Source organism: Xanthomonas sp. JAI131, from assembly GCF_013410075.1.
GTDB lineage: Bacteria > Pseudomonadota > Gammaproteobacteria > Xanthomonadales > Xanthomonadaceae > Xanthomonas_A > Xanthomonas_A bonasiae.
The window spans coordinates 262,727-278,583 of the sequence record NZ_JACCCN010000001.1 but is presented as its reverse complement, the minus strand read 5'-3'; the positions used below and the strand labels follow the sequence as shown (position 1 = coordinate 278,583).

17 protein-coding genes and 1 tRNA gene are annotated in these 15,857 nt (G+C 67.8%); 1 reads left to right on the top strand and 17 read right to left on the bottom strand.

From position 1 onward, the window contains the following. Positions 1-7 precede the first annotated feature (7 nt). The 14 genes from nuoK to tpiA all read right to left on the bottom strand — a co-directional run bounded on the left by nuoK (position 8) and on the right by tpiA (position 11,159). Positions 8-313 carry an NADH-quinone oxidoreductase subunit NuoK gene (gene nuoK / locus HDC36_RS01220; protein ID WP_179563852.1) on the bottom strand — a complete coding sequence of 102 codons (306 nt, stop codon included), beginning with the start codon at positions 311-313 and terminating at the stop codon, positions 8-10. Continuing rightward, the gene (locus HDC36_RS01215) at positions 310-960 is read right to left on the bottom strand and encodes an NADH-quinone oxidoreductase subunit J (RefSeq protein WP_179563851.1); all 651 of its coding nucleotides are present in this window, start codon (positions 958-960) and stop codon (positions 310-312) included. The genes nuoK and HDC36_RS01215 overlap by 4 nt, the downstream gene beginning before the upstream one ends. Before the next feature lie 9 nt (positions 961-969). Further along, a complete protein-coding gene (gene nuoI / locus HDC36_RS01210; RefSeq protein WP_003467418.1) occupies positions 970-1,458 on the bottom strand; it encodes an NADH-quinone oxidoreductase subunit NuoI in 489 nt (162 codons plus the stop codon). A 3-nt stretch (positions 1,459-1,461) separates the two neighbouring features. Next, positions 1,462-2,553 (bottom strand): NADH-quinone oxidoreductase subunit NuoH, encoded by a 1,092-nt coding sequence (gene nuoH / locus HDC36_RS01205; RefSeq protein ID WP_179563850.1) that lies wholly within the window; start codon positions 2,551-2,553, stop codon positions 1,462-1,464. Beyond that, a complete protein-coding gene (nuoG, locus tag HDC36_RS01200; RefSeq protein ID WP_179563849.1) occupies positions 2,550-4,802 on the bottom strand; it encodes an NADH-quinone oxidoreductase subunit NuoG in 2,253 nt (750 codons plus the stop codon). Before nuoG ends, nuoH begins: the two co-directional genes overlap by 4 nt. Then, positions 4,799-6,142, bottom strand: coding sequence for an NADH-quinone oxidoreductase subunit NuoF (nuoF, locus tag HDC36_RS01195; RefSeq protein WP_145700758.1), 1,344 nt, complete (start codon positions 6,140-6,142; stop codon positions 4,799-4,801). The genes nuoG and nuoF overlap by 4 nt, the downstream gene beginning before the upstream one ends. A gap of 5 nt (positions 6,143-6,147) precedes the next feature. Next, positions 6,148-6,675 carry an NADH-quinone oxidoreductase subunit NuoE gene (nuoE, locus tag HDC36_RS01190; protein WP_179563848.1) on the bottom strand — a complete coding sequence of 176 codons (528 nt, stop codon included), beginning with the start codon at positions 6,673-6,675 and terminating at the stop codon, positions 6,148-6,150. Further along, positions 6,672-7,979 carry an NADH-quinone oxidoreductase subunit D gene (locus HDC36_RS01185; RefSeq protein WP_145700762.1) on the bottom strand — a complete coding sequence of 436 codons (1,308 nt, stop codon included), beginning with the start codon at positions 7,977-7,979 and terminating at the stop codon, positions 6,672-6,674. Before HDC36_RS01185 ends, nuoE begins: the two co-directional genes overlap by 4 nt. After that, entirely contained in the window at positions 7,976-8,725 is a 750-nt protein-coding gene (locus HDC36_RS01180; protein ID WP_179563847.1) for an NADH-quinone oxidoreductase subunit C, read from the bottom strand. Before HDC36_RS01180 ends, HDC36_RS01185 begins: the two co-directional genes overlap by 4 nt. A gap of 34 nt (positions 8,726-8,759) precedes the next feature. Further along, on the bottom strand, positions 8,760-9,314 hold the full coding sequence (locus tag HDC36_RS01175; RefSeq protein ID WP_003467428.1) for an NADH-quinone oxidoreductase subunit B: 555 nt from the start codon (positions 9,312-9,314) through the stop codon (positions 8,760-8,762). Beyond that, on the bottom strand, positions 9,305-9,661 hold the full coding sequence (locus HDC36_RS01170) for an NADH-quinone oxidoreductase subunit A (protein WP_179563846.1): 357 nt from the start codon (positions 9,659-9,661) through the stop codon (positions 9,305-9,307). The genes HDC36_RS01175 and HDC36_RS01170 overlap by 10 nt, the downstream gene beginning before the upstream one ends. Before the next feature lie 106 nt (positions 9,662-9,767). Then, positions 9,768-9,852: transfer RNA gene (locus HDC36_RS01165), tRNA-Leu, on the bottom strand. A 48-nt stretch (positions 9,853-9,900) separates the two neighbouring features. Further along, positions 9,901-10,338 (bottom strand): preprotein translocase subunit SecG, encoded by a 438-nt coding sequence (gene secG, locus HDC36_RS01160; RefSeq protein ID WP_179563845.1) that lies wholly within the window; start codon positions 10,336-10,338, stop codon positions 9,901-9,903. 65 nt (positions 10,339-10,403) lie between these two features. Further along, complete coding sequence (tpiA, locus tag HDC36_RS01155; RefSeq protein WP_179563844.1) at positions 10,404-11,159, bottom strand: triose-phosphate isomerase; 756 nt, start codon at positions 11,157-11,159, stop codon at positions 10,404-10,406. A gap of 127 nt (positions 11,160-11,286) precedes the next feature. Here tpiA and HDC36_RS01150 point away from each other — a divergent pair, with 127 nt between their 5' ends. After that, on the top strand, positions 11,287-12,084 hold the full coding sequence (locus HDC36_RS01150) for an SDR family NAD(P)-dependent oxidoreductase (protein ID WP_179563843.1): 798 nt from the start codon (positions 11,287-11,289) through the stop codon (positions 12,082-12,084). A 120-nt stretch (positions 12,085-12,204) separates the two neighbouring features. Here HDC36_RS01150 and HDC36_RS01145 read toward each other — a convergent pair whose 3' ends face one another. From HDC36_RS01145 to accD, 3 genes are all read right to left on the bottom strand, one after another. After that, positions 12,205-13,143, bottom strand: coding sequence for an isopenicillin N synthase family oxygenase (locus HDC36_RS01145; RefSeq protein ID WP_179563842.1), 939 nt, complete (start codon positions 13,141-13,143; stop codon positions 12,205-12,207). A 114-nt stretch (positions 13,144-13,257) separates the two neighbouring features. Continuing rightward, positions 13,258-14,607, bottom strand: coding sequence for a phosphoglucosamine mutase (gene glmM / locus HDC36_RS01140; protein WP_179563841.1), 1,350 nt, complete (start codon positions 14,605-14,607; stop codon positions 13,258-13,260). Positions 14,608-14,752: 145 nt separating this feature from the next. Next, positions 14,753-15,643 carry an acetyl-CoA carboxylase, carboxyltransferase subunit beta gene (gene accD, locus HDC36_RS01135; protein ID WP_003467454.1) on the bottom strand — a complete coding sequence of 297 codons (891 nt, stop codon included), beginning with the start codon at positions 15,641-15,643 and terminating at the stop codon, positions 14,753-14,755. Positions 15,644-15,857: the final 214 nt, after the last annotated feature.

The following is a 15,857-nucleotide window of genomic DNA, read 5'->3' as shown; positions in this document are numbered from 1 at the left end:
CTACGGGTCAGCCCTTCAGCGAATCGACTTCGGCCACGTTGATCGTGTGGCGGGTACGGAACAGCGTCACCAGGATGGCGAGGCCGATGGCGGCCTCGGCCGCGGCCACGGTCAGGATGAAGAACACGAACAGCTGGCCGGCGGCGTCGCCGAGTTCGCGCGAGAACGCGACGAAGTTGATGTTGACCGACAGCAGCATCAGCTCGATCGACATCAGCAGCACGATGACGTTCTTGCGGTTGAGGAAGATGCCGGCCAGGCTGATGCAGAACAGCACCGCGCCGAGCGCCAGCATGTGGCCTAGGGTGATCATGGCTGGCCCTCCTGCGGCGCCGGAGCCGGGGTGTGCAGCGTGGGCGTTTCGGCATCCATCTTGACGATGCGCAAGCGGTCGCCGGCCTTGACCCGCGCCTGCTCGCCCGGGTTCTGGGTCTTGATGCCAGTGCGCTTGCGCAGGGTCAGCATCACTGCCGCCACCACCGCCACGGTCAGGATGATCGCGGCGAATTCGAACGGCAGCAGGAACTGGGTGAACAGGGTCTTGGCCAGCCAGGTGATGTTGGAGGTGTCGGCGGCCTGCGCAGCGGCGTTGTCGGCCGGGAACGGGGTGGCGGTGCGCGCCTTGACCCCGATCAGGGTGACCATCTGCACCAGCATCGCCACCGCCACCACCAGCCCGACCGGTAGGTAACGCACCCAGCCCTGGCGCAGCCGCGCGGTATCGATGTCGAGCATCATCACCACGAACAGGAACAGCACCATCACCGCGCCGACATAGACCAGCACCAGGGTCACGCCGAGGAACTCGGCGCCCACCAGCAGCCACACGCAGGCGATGGAGAAGAAGGTCAGGATCAGGCACAGCACCGCGTACACGGAGTTGCGCACGCTGATCACCGCGCCGGCGGAGACCGCGGCGATGGTGGCGAAGATCCAGAAAGCGATATTTACCCAATCCATTTCGGGACCTCAGCGGAAGGCGGCGTCGGCGGCGCGGCGCTCGGCGATCTCGGCTTCGAGCCGGTCTCCGATCGCCAGCAGCTGCGGCTTGGTGACGATGTTCTCGCCGCGGTTCTCGAAGTGGTACTCGAGCACGTGGGTTTCCACGATCGAGTCCACCGGACAGCTTTCCTCGCAGAAACCGCAGTAGATGCACTTGAACAGGTCGATGTCGTAGCGCGTGGTGCGGCGGGTGCCGTCCTCGCGCTTGGCCGAATCGATGGTGATCGCCAACGCCGGGCACACCGCCTCGCACAGCTTGCAGGCGATGCAGCGTTCCTCGCCGTTGGGATAGCGGCGCAGCGCGTGCAGGCCGCGGAAGCGCACCGACTGCGGGAACTTCTCCATCGGGTACAGCACGGTGTACTTGGGACGGAACGTGTACTTCAGGGTCAGCCACAGGCCGCCGAGCAGCTCGAGCAGCAGCAGGCTCTTGAAGTAATGGGTGACTTTATTCATCGCTTACACGCCCTTGTGGATCACGCCGTAGAACACCATCAATGCCGTCACCGCGATCCACACGATCGTCAGCGGAATGAACACCTTCCAGCCCAGGCGCATGATCTGGTCGTAGCGGTAGCGCGGGAAGCTGGCGCGGAACCAGATGTAGGCGCTGGCGAAGAACAACACCTTCATCAGCAGCCACGGCCAGCCGCCGGTCCAGATCCAGTTGACCCACGGCGAGATGTCCGCCGTGACCCAGCCCTGGATCGGGCTCAGCCAGCCGCCCAGGAAGAAGATCGAGACCAGGAAGCTGACCAGGATCATGTTGGCGTATTCGGCCAGGAAGAACAGCGCGAACGCGCCGCCCGAATATTCGACCATGTGTCCGGCGACGATTTCCGACTCGCCCTCGACCACGTCGAACGGGGCGCGGTTGGTCTCGGCCACGCCGGACACCCAGTACACGATGAACAGCGGGAACAGCGGCACCAGGAACCAGTCGAAGAAGCCGGAGTTGCCGGCCTGCGCCGCCACGATCGTGCTCAGGTTGAGGCTGCCGGCGGCGATCATCACCCCGACCAGGGCGAAGCCCATCGCGATCTCGTAGCTGACCACCTGCGCGGCCGAGCGCATCGCGCCCAGGAACGCGTACTTGGAGTTGGACGCCCAGCCGGCCAGGATGATGCCGTACACGCCCAGCGAGGTCATCGCCAGCAGGTACAGCAGGCCGGCGTTGGCGTTGGACAGCACCAGCTTGGCGTCGAACGGCACCACGGCCCAGGCCGCGAACGCCGGCGCCAGGGTGATCAGCGGCGCGATCACGAACATCGCCTTGTGCGAGCTGCTGGGCTGGATGATTTCCTTGAACAGCAGCTTGAACACGTCGGCGAAGGCCTGGAAGATGCCCATGCCCACGTACATCGGTCCGTGGCGCACGTGCATCCAGCCGATCAGCTTGCGCTCCCAGACCACGTAGAACGCCACCGAGATGATCACCGGCATGGCGATCAGCAGGATCTTCAGCACGATCCACAGGACCACGCCGATCGCGCCCAGGCCGACGAACCACTGGTGCAGCGGATCGACCACGTTCAACAGCATCTCGTTCATGCAGCCACCACCGTTACCCGGCCGGCACCGATCGGCGCCGTCGCACCATGGCCGGATTCGATCCAGGCCACCCCTGCCGCGACCCGCGGATCCAGCACCACCGGCAGCGTCGCGTTGCCGACGGCGTTGCCGACCTTGACCACCTGCCCGGCGGCCACGCCCAGTTGCGCGGCATGCTCGGGATGCAGGCGGATCGCCGGCGCGTCGTTGAGCGGATGCGTCTGCAGCGCGGGCGCACGGCGCACCACCGCATCGGTGCGGTAGATCGCCGGCGTCGCCGCCACTTCGATGCCCTCGCCCGCCGCCGCGCCTTGCGCCGAACCGCGCAGGCTCACGCTGCGCGGCTGCACGCCGGCACGCAGGCCGGCCAGGTCGGTGAAGTCGAAGCCGGCCAGCTGCAATTCGCCGCCGAGCGCACGCAGCACCCGCCAGCCTTCGCGCGCCTGGTCCGGCAGCTTGCCGGCGGCACGCGCCAACTGCTCGACGCCGTCCAGGTTGGTCAGCGTCGCGTCGATTTCCGGCAGCGCGCCGATCGGCAGGATCACATCGGCGACATCGCGGGTGGAGGCGCAGGCGAACTGGCTGAACGCCACCACCTTGGCCGCGCCCAGCGCGGCGCGCGCGGCGCCGGCATCGGCGAAGTCCAGGCCCGGCTCGATGCCGTAGAGCACATAGGCGCTGCGCGGCTCGGCGAACATGCCGGCCACGTCGCGCGCGCTCGGCAGCACGCCGAGCTTGGCCAGGCCCACCGCATTGGCGCCCTGCGGCACGCGGCACAGCGCCGCGCCGGTGGCAGCGGCGAAGTCGCGCGCGGCGGCGCGCAGCGCGGCGGCCTGCGGATGGTTCTCGACCAGCGCGCCGACGATCAGCACCGCACGCCCGGCCGCGCCCTGCACCGCCTCGCGCAGCGCCGCATCGGCGAGCGCGGCGGCGAAACCGGACGGGGCCACGATCTGCTTGCCGGCCTGGTCGAAGGCGAAATCGAAATCGACCGGGTTGATCGAGTACACGCGCGCCTGGCGCTGCATCCGCGCCTTGCGGATGCGGGCGTGCAGCAGCGGCAGCTCATGCCGCAGGTTGCTGCCCAGCACCACGATCACGTCGGCCTGCTCGATCTGCGCCAGCGGCACCGCGAACGGCTCGGCCACGGCGGCATCGGAGAAATCGCGGTTGCCGATGCGGTGGTCCAGGTTGCCGCTGCCCAGGCCGTCGGCCAGGCGCGCCAGCAAGGCGCCTTCCTCGTTGGAGGTGGCCGGGTGCGCGAGCACGCCCAGCGCATCGCCGCGGTTGCTGTTCAGGATGTCGGCGGCGGCGGCCAGGCCATCGGCCCAGGACACTTCCTGCCACTGGCCGTCGATCTTGCGCAGCGGCCGGGTGGCGCGGTCGGCCGCGTACAGGCCCTGGTGCGAATAGCGGTCGCGGTCGGACAGCCAGCACTCGTTGACCGCCTCGTTGTCGCGCGGCACGGTGCGCAGCACTTCGCCGCGGCGCACGTGCAGGAACAGGTTGGAGCCCATCGCGTCGTGGTAGCCGAGCGATTCGCGCGCGGTCAGTTCCCACGGACGCGCCCGGAACTGGAACACCTTGTTGGTCAGCGCGCCGACCGGGCACACGTCGATGACGTTGCCCGACAGCTCGGTGGTCAGCGGCTTGCCGTCGTAGGTGCCGATCTGCAGGTTCTCGCCGCGGTACATGCCACCCAGCTCGTAGGTGCCGGCGATGTCCGCGGTGAAGCGCACGCAGCGCGTGCACTGGATGCAGCGGGTCATCTCGGTGGCGACCAGCGGACCGATGTCCTCGTCGGCCACCACGCGCTTGCGCTCGTTGAAGCGGCTGACCGAGCGGCCGTAGCCCAGCGACACGTCCTGCAGCTCGCACTCGCCGCCCTGATCGCAGATCGGGCAATCCAGCGGGTGGTTGATCAGCAGGAATTCCATCACGCTGCGCTGGTACTTGAGCGCCTTCTCGCTGCGCGTGGCGACCTTCATGCCGTCCATCACCGGCGTCGCGCAGGCCGGCGACGGCTTCGGCGACTTCTCCACATCGACCAGGCACATGCGGCAGTTGGCCGCGATCGGCAGCTTCTCGTGGTAGCAGAAGCGCGGGATCGGAATGCCGGCCTTGTCGGCCGCCTGGATGATCATCGAGCCCTTGGGCACGACCAGGGACTGGCCGTCGATCTCGACGGTCACATGTCCCTCCGGCACCACGGCCGGGGTCACGCCAGGATTGTTGGGTTGCGCGCTCATGCGGCGGCTGCCTCCACCTTCTTGCCGTCAACCATCGAATGACCGTTGACGATGTAGTACTCGAATTCGTCCCAGAACTGGCGCAGGAAGCCCTGGATGGGCCATGCCGCCGCTTCACCGAACGCGCAGATGGTGTGGCCTTCGATCTGGCCGGCCACCGTCCTCAACTGGTGCAGGTCTTCCATCGTGGCCTTGCCGGCGACGATGCGCTCAAGCACGCGGTGCATCCAGCCGGTGCCCTCGCGGCACGGGGTGCACTGGCCGCAGGATTCCTTGTGGAAGAACTGCGAGATGCGGCAGGCGAACTTGACGCAGCACACGCTGTCGTCGAGCACCACGATGGCGCCCGAGCCCAGGCCGGTGCCCAGTGCGCGCAGGGTGTCGTAGTCCATCTGCAGGCCCTTGAGCTGCTCGGCCTTCAGCACCGGCATCGACACGCCGCCCGGCACCGCGCCCTTCAGCGTGCGGCCCGGCTTGAGGCCGCCGGCCATCTCCAGCAGTTCGTCGAAGGTGGTGCCCAGCGGCACCTCGAAGTTACCGCCCTTCTGCACGCAGCCGGACACCGAGAAGATCTTCGGCCCGCCGTTCTTGGTCTTGCTCAGGCCCAGGAACCATTCCGGCCCATTGCGGATGATCGCCGGCACCGAAGCGTAGGTCTCGGTGTTGTTGATCGTCGACGGCTTGCCGTACAGGCCGAAGTTGGCCGGGAATGGCGGCTTGTAGCGCGGCTGGCCCTTCTTGCCTTCCAGCGACTCCATCAGCGCGGTCTCTTCGCCGCAGATGTAGGCGCCGGCGCCGAGCGCGCCGTAGATGTCGATGTCCACGCCGCTGCCGAGCACGTTCTTGCCCAGCCAGCCGTTGGAATAGGCGTCCGCCAGGGCCTGCTCGAAGTGCTCGAACGGCTCGTGGTGGAACTCGCCGCGCAGGTAGTTGTAGCCGACCGTGCTGCCGGTGGCGTAGCAGGCGATGGCCATGCCCTCCACCACCGAATGCGGGTTGTAGCGCAGGATGTCGCGGTCCTTGCAGGTGCCCGGCTCGGACTCGTCCGAGTTGCACAGGATGTATTTCTGCGGCGCGCCCTTGGGCATGAACGACCACTTCAGGCCGGTCGGGAAACCGGCGCCGCCGCGGCCGCGCAGGTTCGACTGCTTGACCATCTCGATCACCTGCTCCGGCGCGATCTTCTCTTCGAGGATCTTGCGCAGGGCGGCGTAGCCACCGGTCTTCAGGTAGCTCTCGTACGACCACGGGGTGTCGTAGTGCAGCGTGGTGTACACCACCTGGTGCGGCAGCGGCGCAGGGCCGACCGGACCGGTGGGAGCGTGGGGATGCTGTGCCATTGCCGTTACTCCAACCCGTCCAGCAGCGCGTCGACCTTGTCCTTGGTCAAGTGCTCGTGATAGTGGCCGTTGATCACCATCATCGGCGCGCCGGCGCAGCCGGCAAGGCATTCTTCTTCGCGCTTGAGGTAGACGCGGCCATCGGCGGTGGACTGGCCCAGCTTGCAGCCGAGCTTCTTCTCCGCATGCGCGACCAGGTCCTCGGCGCCGTTGAGCCAGCAGCTGATGTTGGTGCAGAAGGCGACGTTGTTGCGGCCGACCTTCTCGGTCTCGAACATCGAGTAGAAGCTGGCGACCTCGTAGGCCCACACCGGCGGCAGCTCCAGGTACTTGGCCACGCCGACGATCAGTTCGTCGGTCAGCCAGCCCTGGTTCTGCTCCTGCGCGGCGTGCAGGCCCTGCAGCACCGCCGAACGCTTGCGGTCCGGCGGGAACTTGGCCAGCCAGTGATCGATGTGCGCGCGCGTCTTGTCGCTCAGCACCAGCATCGGATCGACGTCGCGCGCCGCTTCGAAATTACCTGTCGCCTTCATCGGTCGACCTCACCAAACACCAGATCATAGGTACCAATCATCGCCACCACGTCGGCCAGCATGTGCCCGCGCACGATCGCGTCCATCGAGGACAGATGGGCGAAGCCCGGCGCGCGCAGGTGCACGCGGAACGGCTTGTTGGCGCCGTCGGACGCCAGGTAGCAGCCGAACTCGCCCTTCGGCGCCTCGACCGCGCAATAGGTCTCGCCGGCCGGCACGCAATAGCCTTCGCTGAACAGCTTGAAGTGATGGATCAAGGCTTCCATGTCGTCCTTCATTTCCGCCCGCTTGGGCGGGGCGACCTTGAAGTTCTCGACCATCACCGGGCCCGGATTGGCCTTCAGCCACTTCACGCACTGCTGGATGATGCGGTTGGATTCGCGCATCTCGGCCACGCGCACCAGGTAGCGGTCGTAGCAGTCGCCGTTGGTGCCGACCGGGATGTCGAAATCCACCGCGTCGTACTTGGCGTAGGGCTGCTTCTTGCGCAGGTCCCACTCGATGCCCGAGCCGCGCAGCATCACCCCGGTCATGCTCCAGCCATAGGCCTGTTCCGGCGTGACCACGCCGATGCCGACGGTGCGCTGCTTCCAGATGCGGTTGTCGGTGAGCAGGGTCTCGTATTCGTCGACCCGGCCCGGGAAGGTGTTGGTGAAGTCTTCCAGGAAGTCGAGCAGCGAGCCTTCGCGCGCGGCGTTGAGCCGCTTCAGCGCGTTGCCCTTGTGCCAGCGCGATTCCTTGTACTTGGGCATGCGGTCAGGCAGGTCGCGATAGACGCCGCCGGGCCGGTAGTAGGTCGCGTGCATGCGCGCGCCGGACACCGCCTCGTAGCAGTCCATCAGCTCTTCGCGCTCGCGGAACGCGTACAGCATCACCGCCATCGCGCCCAGATCCAGGCCGTTGGAGCCGACCCACATCAGGTGGTTCAGGATGCGGGTGATCTCGTCGAACATGGTGCGGATGTACTGCGCGCGCTCCGGCGCCTCGATCCCCATCAGGGTCTCGATCGCGCGCACATAGGCGTGTTCGTTGCACATCATCGACACGTAGTCGAGGCGGTCCATGTAGCCGATCGACTGGTTGAACGGCTTGGATTCGGCCAGCTTCTCGGTGCCACGGTGCAGCAGGCCGATATGCGGATCGGCGCGGACCACGGTCTCGCCGTCCATTTCCAGGATCAGGCGCAGCACGCCATGCGCGGCCGGATGCTGCGGGCCGAAGTTCATGGTGTAGTTGCGGATCTCCTGCCTGGCTTCGGCGGGATTGCTGGCGAAGGCGTCGTGCGCCTGGTGGTACTCGCTCACTTGGCGGGCTCCTTGAATGCTTCGCCCGCGGCGGTCTGGTAGCGCGCATCGTCGCGAATCACGCGCGGCACGCCGACGCGCGGCTCGACCGAGGTCACCGGCTCGTAGACCACGCGCTGCTTCTCTTCGTCGTAGCGCACTTCGACGTTGCCGATCAGCGGGAAATCCTTGCGGAACGGATGACCGACGAAACCGTAGTCGGTGAGGATGCGGCGCAGGTCCGGATGGCCGGCGAAGACCACGCCGAACAGGTCGAACGCCTCGCGCTCGAACCAGTTCGCGCCGGGCCAGATGTCGGTGACCGAGGCCACCACCGGCAGGTCCTCGTTCGGCGCATAGCAGCGCACGCGCAGGCGCTGGTTGTGGCGATAGGAGATCAGTTGCGCGAGCACCGCATAACGCTGCTGCGGCACCGGCAGCGGCTGGATGTCGCCGGCGGTCTCGCCGCTGGGGAACTCGCCCCAGGCGAAACGGCCCATGCCCTTGCCTTCGACGCCGCGGCTGAAGCCCTGCGACGACACGTCGGCGGTATCCCACTCGTCGCTGCCGTAGCCCAGGTAGTCCACGCCGCACAGGTCGGACAACTGTTCGAAACCGAACTCGTCGCGCAGCGCCAGGCAGGTGGCGTGCCAGGCGTCGGCCGGCACTTCCAGGGTGACTTCGCCACGCGGGAGGACCACGAACACCTGGCTGCCGGGGAAACGGGCGCCGAGTCGGTCGCTAAAGGAAGATGCTTGCTCTGCCATGGGGGCTTGGCGTGCTCTTAAGAAGTAAGAGGAATCAGCGCGCGATGGTCTGGGTTCGCCAGATCTTCTTCTGCAGCTGCAAGATGCCGTAGACCAGCGCTTCGGCGGTCGGCGGGCAGCCCGGGACGTAGATGTCCACCGGCACGATGCGGTCGCAACCGCGCACCACCGAATACGAATAGTGGTAGTAGCCGCCGCCGTTGGCGCAGCTGCCCATCGAGATCACCCACTTCGGGTCCGGCATCTGGTCGTAGACCTTGCGCAGCGCCGGGGCCATCTTGTTGACCAGGGTGCCGGCGACGATCATCACGTCGGACTGGCGCGGCGACGGGCGGAACACCACGCCGTAGCGGTCCAGGTCCAGGCGCGCGGCGCCGGCGTGCATCATCTCCACCGCGCAGCAGGCCAGACCGAAGGTCATCGGCCACATCGAGCCGGTGCGCGCCCAGTTCAGCAGCGCATCGACGCTGGTGGTCACGTAGCCCTTCTCGAGCAACGGGTTCTCGCCTTCGGGACGCAGGATGTCGTCCACCCGCCCTTCCGGGATCGGGTTGGTCATCAGGCGATCCAGGGTCTGAATCACTCCCATTCCAGCGCTCCCTTCTTCCACACGTAGATAAAACCGAGGAACAGCATGCCGACGAACAGGCCCATGGTGACCAGGGAGCGAGCGCCCAGGTCCATGAACACCTGCGTCCACGGCACGATGAAGATGATTTCCAGATCGAAGACGATGAACTGGATCGCGATCAGGTAGTAGCGCACGTCGAACTTCATGCGCGCGTCCTCGAAGGCCTCGAAGCCGCACTCGTAGGGCGAGAGCTTCTTCGCGTCGGGACGCCGGGGACCGAGGAACCGCCCCACCAGCATCAGCGCGACGCCGATTCCGGTGGCCACGATCAGAAACAGTAGGGTGGGCAAATATTCGGCCAGCACTCGCAATTCTCTCTTGCCTGTGCCCGCGCGCGTGCCGCGCAGGCATGGGATAGACGATCTTCCGGCAAGAACATGACGTTCCTGCCCAGAAACCGTAGCCAAACAATGGTGCCCAAGAGGGGACTCGAACCCCTACGACCTAAGTCGCTACCACCTCAAGGTAGTGCGTCTACCAATTCCGCCACCTGGGCTTGCGTATCGCGCGCAGCATCCCGCCGCGCAACATATTGTAACCGTCTTCAGTCTTTCTGCGATGGGGCAGGCGACTTTTGTTGTGCATTTTCCGGCGCCTGCTGCGCGGGCACCGCAGCGGCAGGTGCGGCGGCGGCCGGCGCGGTCGAGGCCGGGGCCTGCGGGATCTGCAGCTCGCCGGCCGGCGCCGCCGGCGACGGGGTCGCGGCCTGCGACATCACGCCGAGGTTGGCCTCCGCAGCCGGGCGCGCGCTGTGGCCGGCATACCAGGCCATGAACAGGCTGATGCCGAAGAACACCACCGCCAGCCACTTGGTCGACTTGGACAGGAAGTTGGACGCGCCGCGCGATCCGAACACGGTGCCGGACGCACCCGCGCCGAAGCCCGACCCCGCCGCCGCGCCGGAACCGCGCTGCATCAGGATCAGCGCGATCATCGCGATCGCCACCAGCACGTAGACCACATTGAGGATGACCATCAGCATTTCGAAATCCGTCCGGACAGTTGCGACTTGAGTAGCGAGCGGCCGCCAGCACGGCGACCGTTCGGTTAACGGGCGGCCGCCGCTCGCGCGATGGCCAGGAAATCCTGGGCGACCAGCGAAGCGCCGCCGACCAGCCCGCCATCGACGTCCGGCTGCGCGAACAGCTCGGCGGCGTTGTCGGGCTTGACGCTGCCCCCATACAGGAGCGGCAGCGAATCAGCGATTCTAGCATCGTGGGCGGCGACTTCGCCACGGATGAAGGCGTGTACCGCCTGCGCCTGGGCCGGGCTGGCGGTGCGCCCGGTGCCGATCGCCCACACCGGCTCGTAGGCGACCACGGCCTGGGCGAAGCCCTGCGCGCCGACCAGCGCCAGCACCGGCGCCAACTGCGCGGCGATGACCGATTCAGTCTGGCCGGCCTCGCGCTGCTCCAGGGTCTCGCCCACGCACAGGATCGGGATCAGCCCGGCATGCAGCGCCGCGGCGAACTTGCGCGCGACCAGCTCGCTGTTCTCGTGATGGTACTGGCGCCGCTCCGAATGTCCGACCAGGCCGTACTCGGCCCCGACATCGACCAGCATCGCCGCCGACACCTCGCCGGTGTAGGCGCCCTTCTCGTTGCTGCTCACGTCCTGCGCGCCGAAGCGCAACGCATGGTCCTCGAAATCCTCGATCAGGTCGCCCAGGTAAGGCAGCGGCGGCAGGATCACCACCTCCACGCCGTCTGCAGGCAGGCCTGCGGCCACCTCATGCACCAGCGCGGTGGCGAAATGGCGGTTGCCGTGCAGCTTCCAGTTTCCGGCTACGATCTTGCGTCGCATCGGCGCGTTCTCCCGCGAAAAAGTGCCGAAAGGATAGCCGATGCGCGGTGAGGCCCGGCGCCGCCGCCGCGCTTCGCCGCGTCCGCTGCCGCCCTGCCCCATCCTCTACCGCCTTTGCGAGACCGCCATGCCCCAGCCTTCCGGCCATGCCCTGATCACCGGCGCCTCCAGCGGCATCGGCCGCGAGATCGCCCGCGAATACGCGCGTCGCGGCGTGCCGTTGATCCTCAGCGCGCGGCGCGAGGCGCTGCTGCAGGCGCTGGCCGAGGAATTGCGCGCGCAGGTGCCGGTGCAGATCGTGGTCGCCGACCTGGCCGACCCGGCGGCACCGGCCGCGCTGGTAGCCGAACTGGAACGGCGCGGCCTGGCGGTGCGGATCCTGGTCAACAACGCCGGCTACGGCGTGCCGGGACGCTTCCCCGACAGCGACTGGGCCACCCACGCCGCGTTCCTGCAGGTGATGGTCGGCGCGGTCTGCGAGCTGACCTGGCGCCTGCTGCCGGCGCTGCGCGCCAGCGGCCACGGCCGCATCCTCAACGTCGCCTCGTTCGCCGCGCTGGTGCCCGGCGCCGACGGGCAGACCCTGTATGCGGCGGCGAAGAGCTTCATGCTGCGCTTCAGCGAATCGCTGGCGCTGGAAAATGCCGATCGCGGCGTCAACGTCTGCGCGCTGTGCCCGGGTTTCACCTGGTCCGAATTCCACGATGTGACCGGCACCCGCGAACAGATGGACAAGCTGCCGCGCTGGGCCTGGCTGCAGACCGCCGCGGTCGCGCGCGCCGGCATCGACGGCGCCGAGCGCGGCCACGTGCGGGTGGTGCCGGGCGCGTTCTACCGCGCGCTGCTGGGCCTGGTCGCATTGCTGCCGAACGCGCTGCTGCTGAAAGCGATGCGGCGCGGCTCGCAGCGGATCAGGCCGTTGTGAGGCCGGGATTGGGGATTCGGGATTGGGGATTCGCAAAGCCGGGGCGTGCACCGCGGACGCAAACGCCAGCGCGGGAATCCGCTCTTGCGAATCCCCAATCCCCAATCCCCAATCCCGGCTTCAAATCAGCTTGATCTCGCGCAACCGCTCCTCCAGATACCCCTGCGCCGTGATCGGCTCTGGATAGCGACTGGGGTTGTCGGCGCTGATGCACGAGGGCAGCACGTCGATGACGAAATCCGGGTTCGGGTGCAGGAAGAACGGCACCGAGTAGCGCGGCTGCCGCGCCTGTTCGCCCGGCGGGTTGACCACCCGGTGGGTGGTCGAGGGATACACGTGGTTGGTCAGGCGCTGCAGCATGTCGCCGATGTTGACCACGATGGTGTCGGCGTCGGAGGTGAACGGCACCCACTCGCCCTGCTTGGACTTCACTTCCAGGCCGGCGGCGCTGGCGCCGACCAGCAGGGTGATCAGGTTGATGTCCTCGTGCGCGCCGGCGCGCACGTTGGGGATGTCGTCGGCGGTGATCGGTGGGTAGTGGATCGGGCGCAGGATCGCGTTGCCCGAATCGGTCTTGTCGGCGAAGTAGTGCTCGGGCAGGCCGATATGCAGCGCCAGCGCCGCCAGCACGCGCGCGCCGAGCTGGTCCAACGCCTGGTACAGGCCGTAGCCGTGCTCGCGGAAGCCCGGCACTTCGCTCGGCCACAGGTTCGGCAGCATGACGTCGCGATACTTGGAATCCTCGCCGATCTCGCGGCCGATGTGCCAGAACTCCTTCAGGTCGAAGTGCTTGGAGTCCTTTGCGGTCTCCACGCCGAACGCGGTATAGCCGCGCGCGCCGCCGCTGCCGGGCACGTGGTACTTGCGCTTGACCTCCTCCGGCAAGGCGAAGAATGCCTTGAACACGCCATAGGCCGCATCGATCTGCGCCTGCGCGATGCCGTGGTTGCGGATGCCGGCGAAGCCCCACTCGCGGTAGGCCGCGCCCAGCTCGGCGACGAAGGCGTCGCGGTCCGTGTCGAAGCGGGTGATGTCCAGGGTCGGGATGCGCGCAGTCATGGCGGGAACCGTAGTCGTGAAAGGGAAAGACGCCGCGATCAGATCAGCAGGCGGTACAGCAGGTAGAAGGTGGCCGCCTTGGCAACGACCACCGCGACGCCGATGGCGATCGACTCACGCCGCGTCACGGACCGCCTCGGCGAGTTTTTCCAGGGTGTCGCGCATCAACGCGGCATCGTCGGCCTCGACCGTGACCCGCACCACCGGCTCGGTGCCGGACGGACGCAGGAAGGCGCGCCCGCGCCCCTGCACCGCCGCCTGCGCCGCGGCCAGCGCGGCCTGCACGCTGGCCGCCTCGGCCGGGCGCGCGCCTTGCTGCAGGCGCACGTTGACGGTCTGCTGCGGCACCTTGCGCAGGCCCTGCAGCGCCTGGCGCAGGCTCTGCCGCGAGCGCTTGAGCACCTCCAGCACCTGCAGCGCGCTGACGATGGCGTCGCCGGTGGTGGCGCGGTCCAGGCACAGCATGTGCCCGGAGGTCTCGCCGCCGAGCACGCCGCCGTGCTCGACCAGCGCCTGGTGCACGTAGCGGTCGCCGACCTTGACCCGCAGGAACGGCAACTGCAGCGCGGCCAGGGCCTGTTCCAGCCCGTAATTGGTCATCAGCGTGCCGACCACCGGCCCGCGCAGGCGGCCGCTGGCCTGCCAGCCGCAGGCCAGCACGTACAGCAGGTCGTCGCCGTCGACCCGGTTGCCCTGGTCGTCGGCCATCAGCACCCGGTCGCCGTCGCCGTCGAAGGCGATGCCCAGCTGCGCGCCATGCTGGCGCACGTTGCTGGCGAGGTTGTCGATGTGCATCGAGCCGACCCCGGCGTTGATGTTGAGCCCGTCCGGCGCGGCGCCGATCGCGATCACCTCGGCGCCCAGCTCGCGGAACAGCAGCGGCGCGATGTGGTAGGTCGCGCCGTGCGCGCAGTCCAGCACCACCTTCAGCCCGCGCAGGTCGAAACCGCGCGGCACGCTGGCCTTGCAGAACTCGATATAGCGGCCGATCGCGTCGCGCGCGCGCATCGCCTTGCCCAGGCGCTCGGACTCCACCGTGGCGAACGGCGCGTCGAGCGCCGCTTCGATCGCGCTCTCGGTGGCGTCGTCGAGCTTCTCGCCCTCGGCGGAAAAGAACTTGATGCCGTTGTCGTAGTGCGGATTGTGCGAGGCACTGATCACGATGCCGGCATCGGCGCCGAGCGTGCGGGTCAGGAACGCCACCGCCGGCGTGGGCATCGGCCCGAGCAACTGCACGTCGGCCCCGGCGGCGACCAGCCCGGCCTCCAGCGCCGATTCGAACATGTAGCCGGAAATGCGCGTGTCCTTGCCGATCACCACCGTCGGCCGCGCAGTGCCGGCGCTGCCGGCGCCGAGCACGCGGCCCAGCGCATTGCCCAGGCGCATCACGAAATCGGCGGAAATGGCGCCCTGTCCGACCCGGCCGCGGATGCCGTCGGTGCCGAAGTATTTGCGTGTGCTCATGCGGCGGGGAATCGGGAATCGGGAATGGGGAATGGGGAAAAGCCGGAGACGTCCAGGGATCGCGAGCGATGCGCGCTTGCCGCGCAATGCATCACGCGCGCGGGACCGCGATTCCCTACTCCCATTTCCCGATTCCCGGCACCCATTACGCCACCACCTCGGTCTTGGCCGGGGCCGGCTGGCGCATCATCATCGCCAGCAGTTCGGACAGGCGGTCGCGCAGTTCGCGGCGGTCGCAGATCTGGTCGATGGCGCCGTGCTCGAGCAGGAACTCCGAGCGCTGGAAGCCTTCCGGCAGGGTCTCGCGCACGGTCTGCTCGATCACCCGCGGGCCGGCGAAGCCGATCAGCGCGTGCGGCTCGGCGATGTTGATGTCGCCGAGCATGGCGAAGCTGGCCGAGACGCCGCCGGTGGTCGGATGGGTCAGCACCGACACGTACGGCAGGCCGGCTTCGCGCAGGCGGCCGAGCGCGGCCGAGGTCTTGGCCATCTGCATCAGCGACAACAGGCCTTCCTGCATGCGCGCGCCGCCGCTGGCGGAGAAGCACACGAACGGCGCGCCGATCTGCAGCGCGGTCTCCGCGGCCAGCGCGAAACGCTCGCCGACCACCGAGCCCATCGAGCCGCCCATGAAGGCGAAATCGAACGAGGCGGCGACCAGCGGCTGCGCCTTGAGCAGGCCCTGCATCGCGATCAGCGCGTCGTACTCGCCGGTGCTCTTCTGCGAGATCTTGATGCGTTCGCTGTACTTCTTCTGGTCCTTGAACTTCAGCGCGTCGGTCGGCCCAAGGCGCGCGCCGATCTCGGTCGGCGTGGTGTCCGGATCGAACAGCGAGGCCAGGCGCGCGCGCGCGCGGATCGCCATGTGGTGGCCGCATTTCGGGCACACCTCCAGGTTCTCCTCCAGCTCCGGCCGGTACAGCACGGCGCTGCAGTTGGGGCACTTCTCCCACAGGCCTTCGGGAACGCTGCGCTTCTTGCTGGGCGTGCTATCGGTGCGGATGCCGGAGGGCATCAATTTGCTGAGCCAACTCATGCGGAATGACGATCCAGTCGCGCGGCCCACCAGGCCGCCAAGGGGCGACAGTCTAGCGCGCCGCCAGATATCGCGCCGCAACGAGGTCATGCGGGCCGCCGCGCCGGTTGATGCGCCGCAACATCCCTGCCCCGTTGCCGGCGCGCAATCGGGTCGCATGGCAAGCGGGGGGCTTGCCTCCCCGCTCCCGGCGGGGCGGGCGGGCACGGCCTGC

What these genes read in the sequence shown, in the direction of transcription:
- HDC36_RS01150 (WP_179563843.1), top strand. Translation starts at nt 11,287, where the DNA reads ATGCCCCAGCCTTCCGGCCATGCCCTGATCACCGGCGCCTCCAGCGGC.
- secG (WP_179563845.1), bottom strand. Translation starts at nt 10,338, where the DNA reads ATGCTGATGGTCATCCTCAATGTGGTCTACGTGCTGGTGGCGATCGCG.
- HDC36_RS01175 (WP_003467428.1), bottom strand. Translation starts at nt 9,314, where the DNA reads ATGGGAGTGATTCAGACCCTGGATCGCCTGATGACCAACCCGATCCCG.
- glmM (WP_179563841.1), bottom strand. Translation starts at nt 14,607, where the DNA reads ATGAGCACACGCAAATACTTCGGCACCGACGGCATCCGCGGCCGGGTC.
- HDC36_RS01145 (WP_179563842.1), bottom strand. Translation starts at nt 13,143, where the DNA reads ATGACTGCGCGCATCCCGACCCTGGACATCACCCGCTTCGACACGGAC.
- nuoK (WP_179563852.1), bottom strand. Translation starts at nt 313, where the DNA reads ATGATCACCCTAGGCCACATGCTGGCGCTCGGCGCGGTGCTGTTCTGC.
- nuoG (WP_179563849.1), bottom strand. Translation starts at nt 4,802, where the DNA reads ATGAGCGCGCAACCCAACAATCCTGGCGTGACCCCGGCCGTGGTGCCG.
- HDC36_RS01215 (WP_179563851.1), bottom strand. Translation starts at nt 960, where the DNA reads ATGGATTGGGTAAATATCGCTTTCTGGATCTTCGCCACCATCGCCGCG.
- accD (WP_003467454.1), bottom strand. Translation starts at nt 15,643, where the DNA reads ATGAGTTGGCTCAGCAAATTGATGCCCTCCGGCATCCGCACCGATAGC.
- nuoH (WP_179563850.1), bottom strand. Translation starts at nt 2,553, where the DNA reads ATGAACGAGATGCTGTTGAACGTGGTCGATCCGCTGCACCAGTGGTTC.
- HDC36_RS01180 (WP_179563847.1), bottom strand. Translation starts at nt 8,725, where the DNA reads ATGGCAGAGCAAGCATCTTCCTTTAGCGACCGACTCGGCGCCCGTTTC.
- nuoI (WP_003467418.1), bottom strand. Translation starts at nt 1,458, where the DNA reads ATGAATAAAGTCACCCATTACTTCAAGAGCCTGCTGCTGCTCGAGCTG.
- nuoF (WP_145700758.1), bottom strand. Translation starts at nt 6,142, where the DNA reads ATGGCACAGCATCCCCACGCTCCCACCGGTCCGGTCGGCCCTGCGCCG.
- tpiA (WP_179563844.1), bottom strand. Translation starts at nt 11,159, where the DNA reads ATGCGACGCAAGATCGTAGCCGGAAACTGGAAGCTGCACGGCAACCGC.
- nuoE (WP_179563848.1), bottom strand. Translation starts at nt 6,675, where the DNA reads ATGAAGGCGACAGGTAATTTCGAAGCGGCGCGCGACGTCGATCCGATG.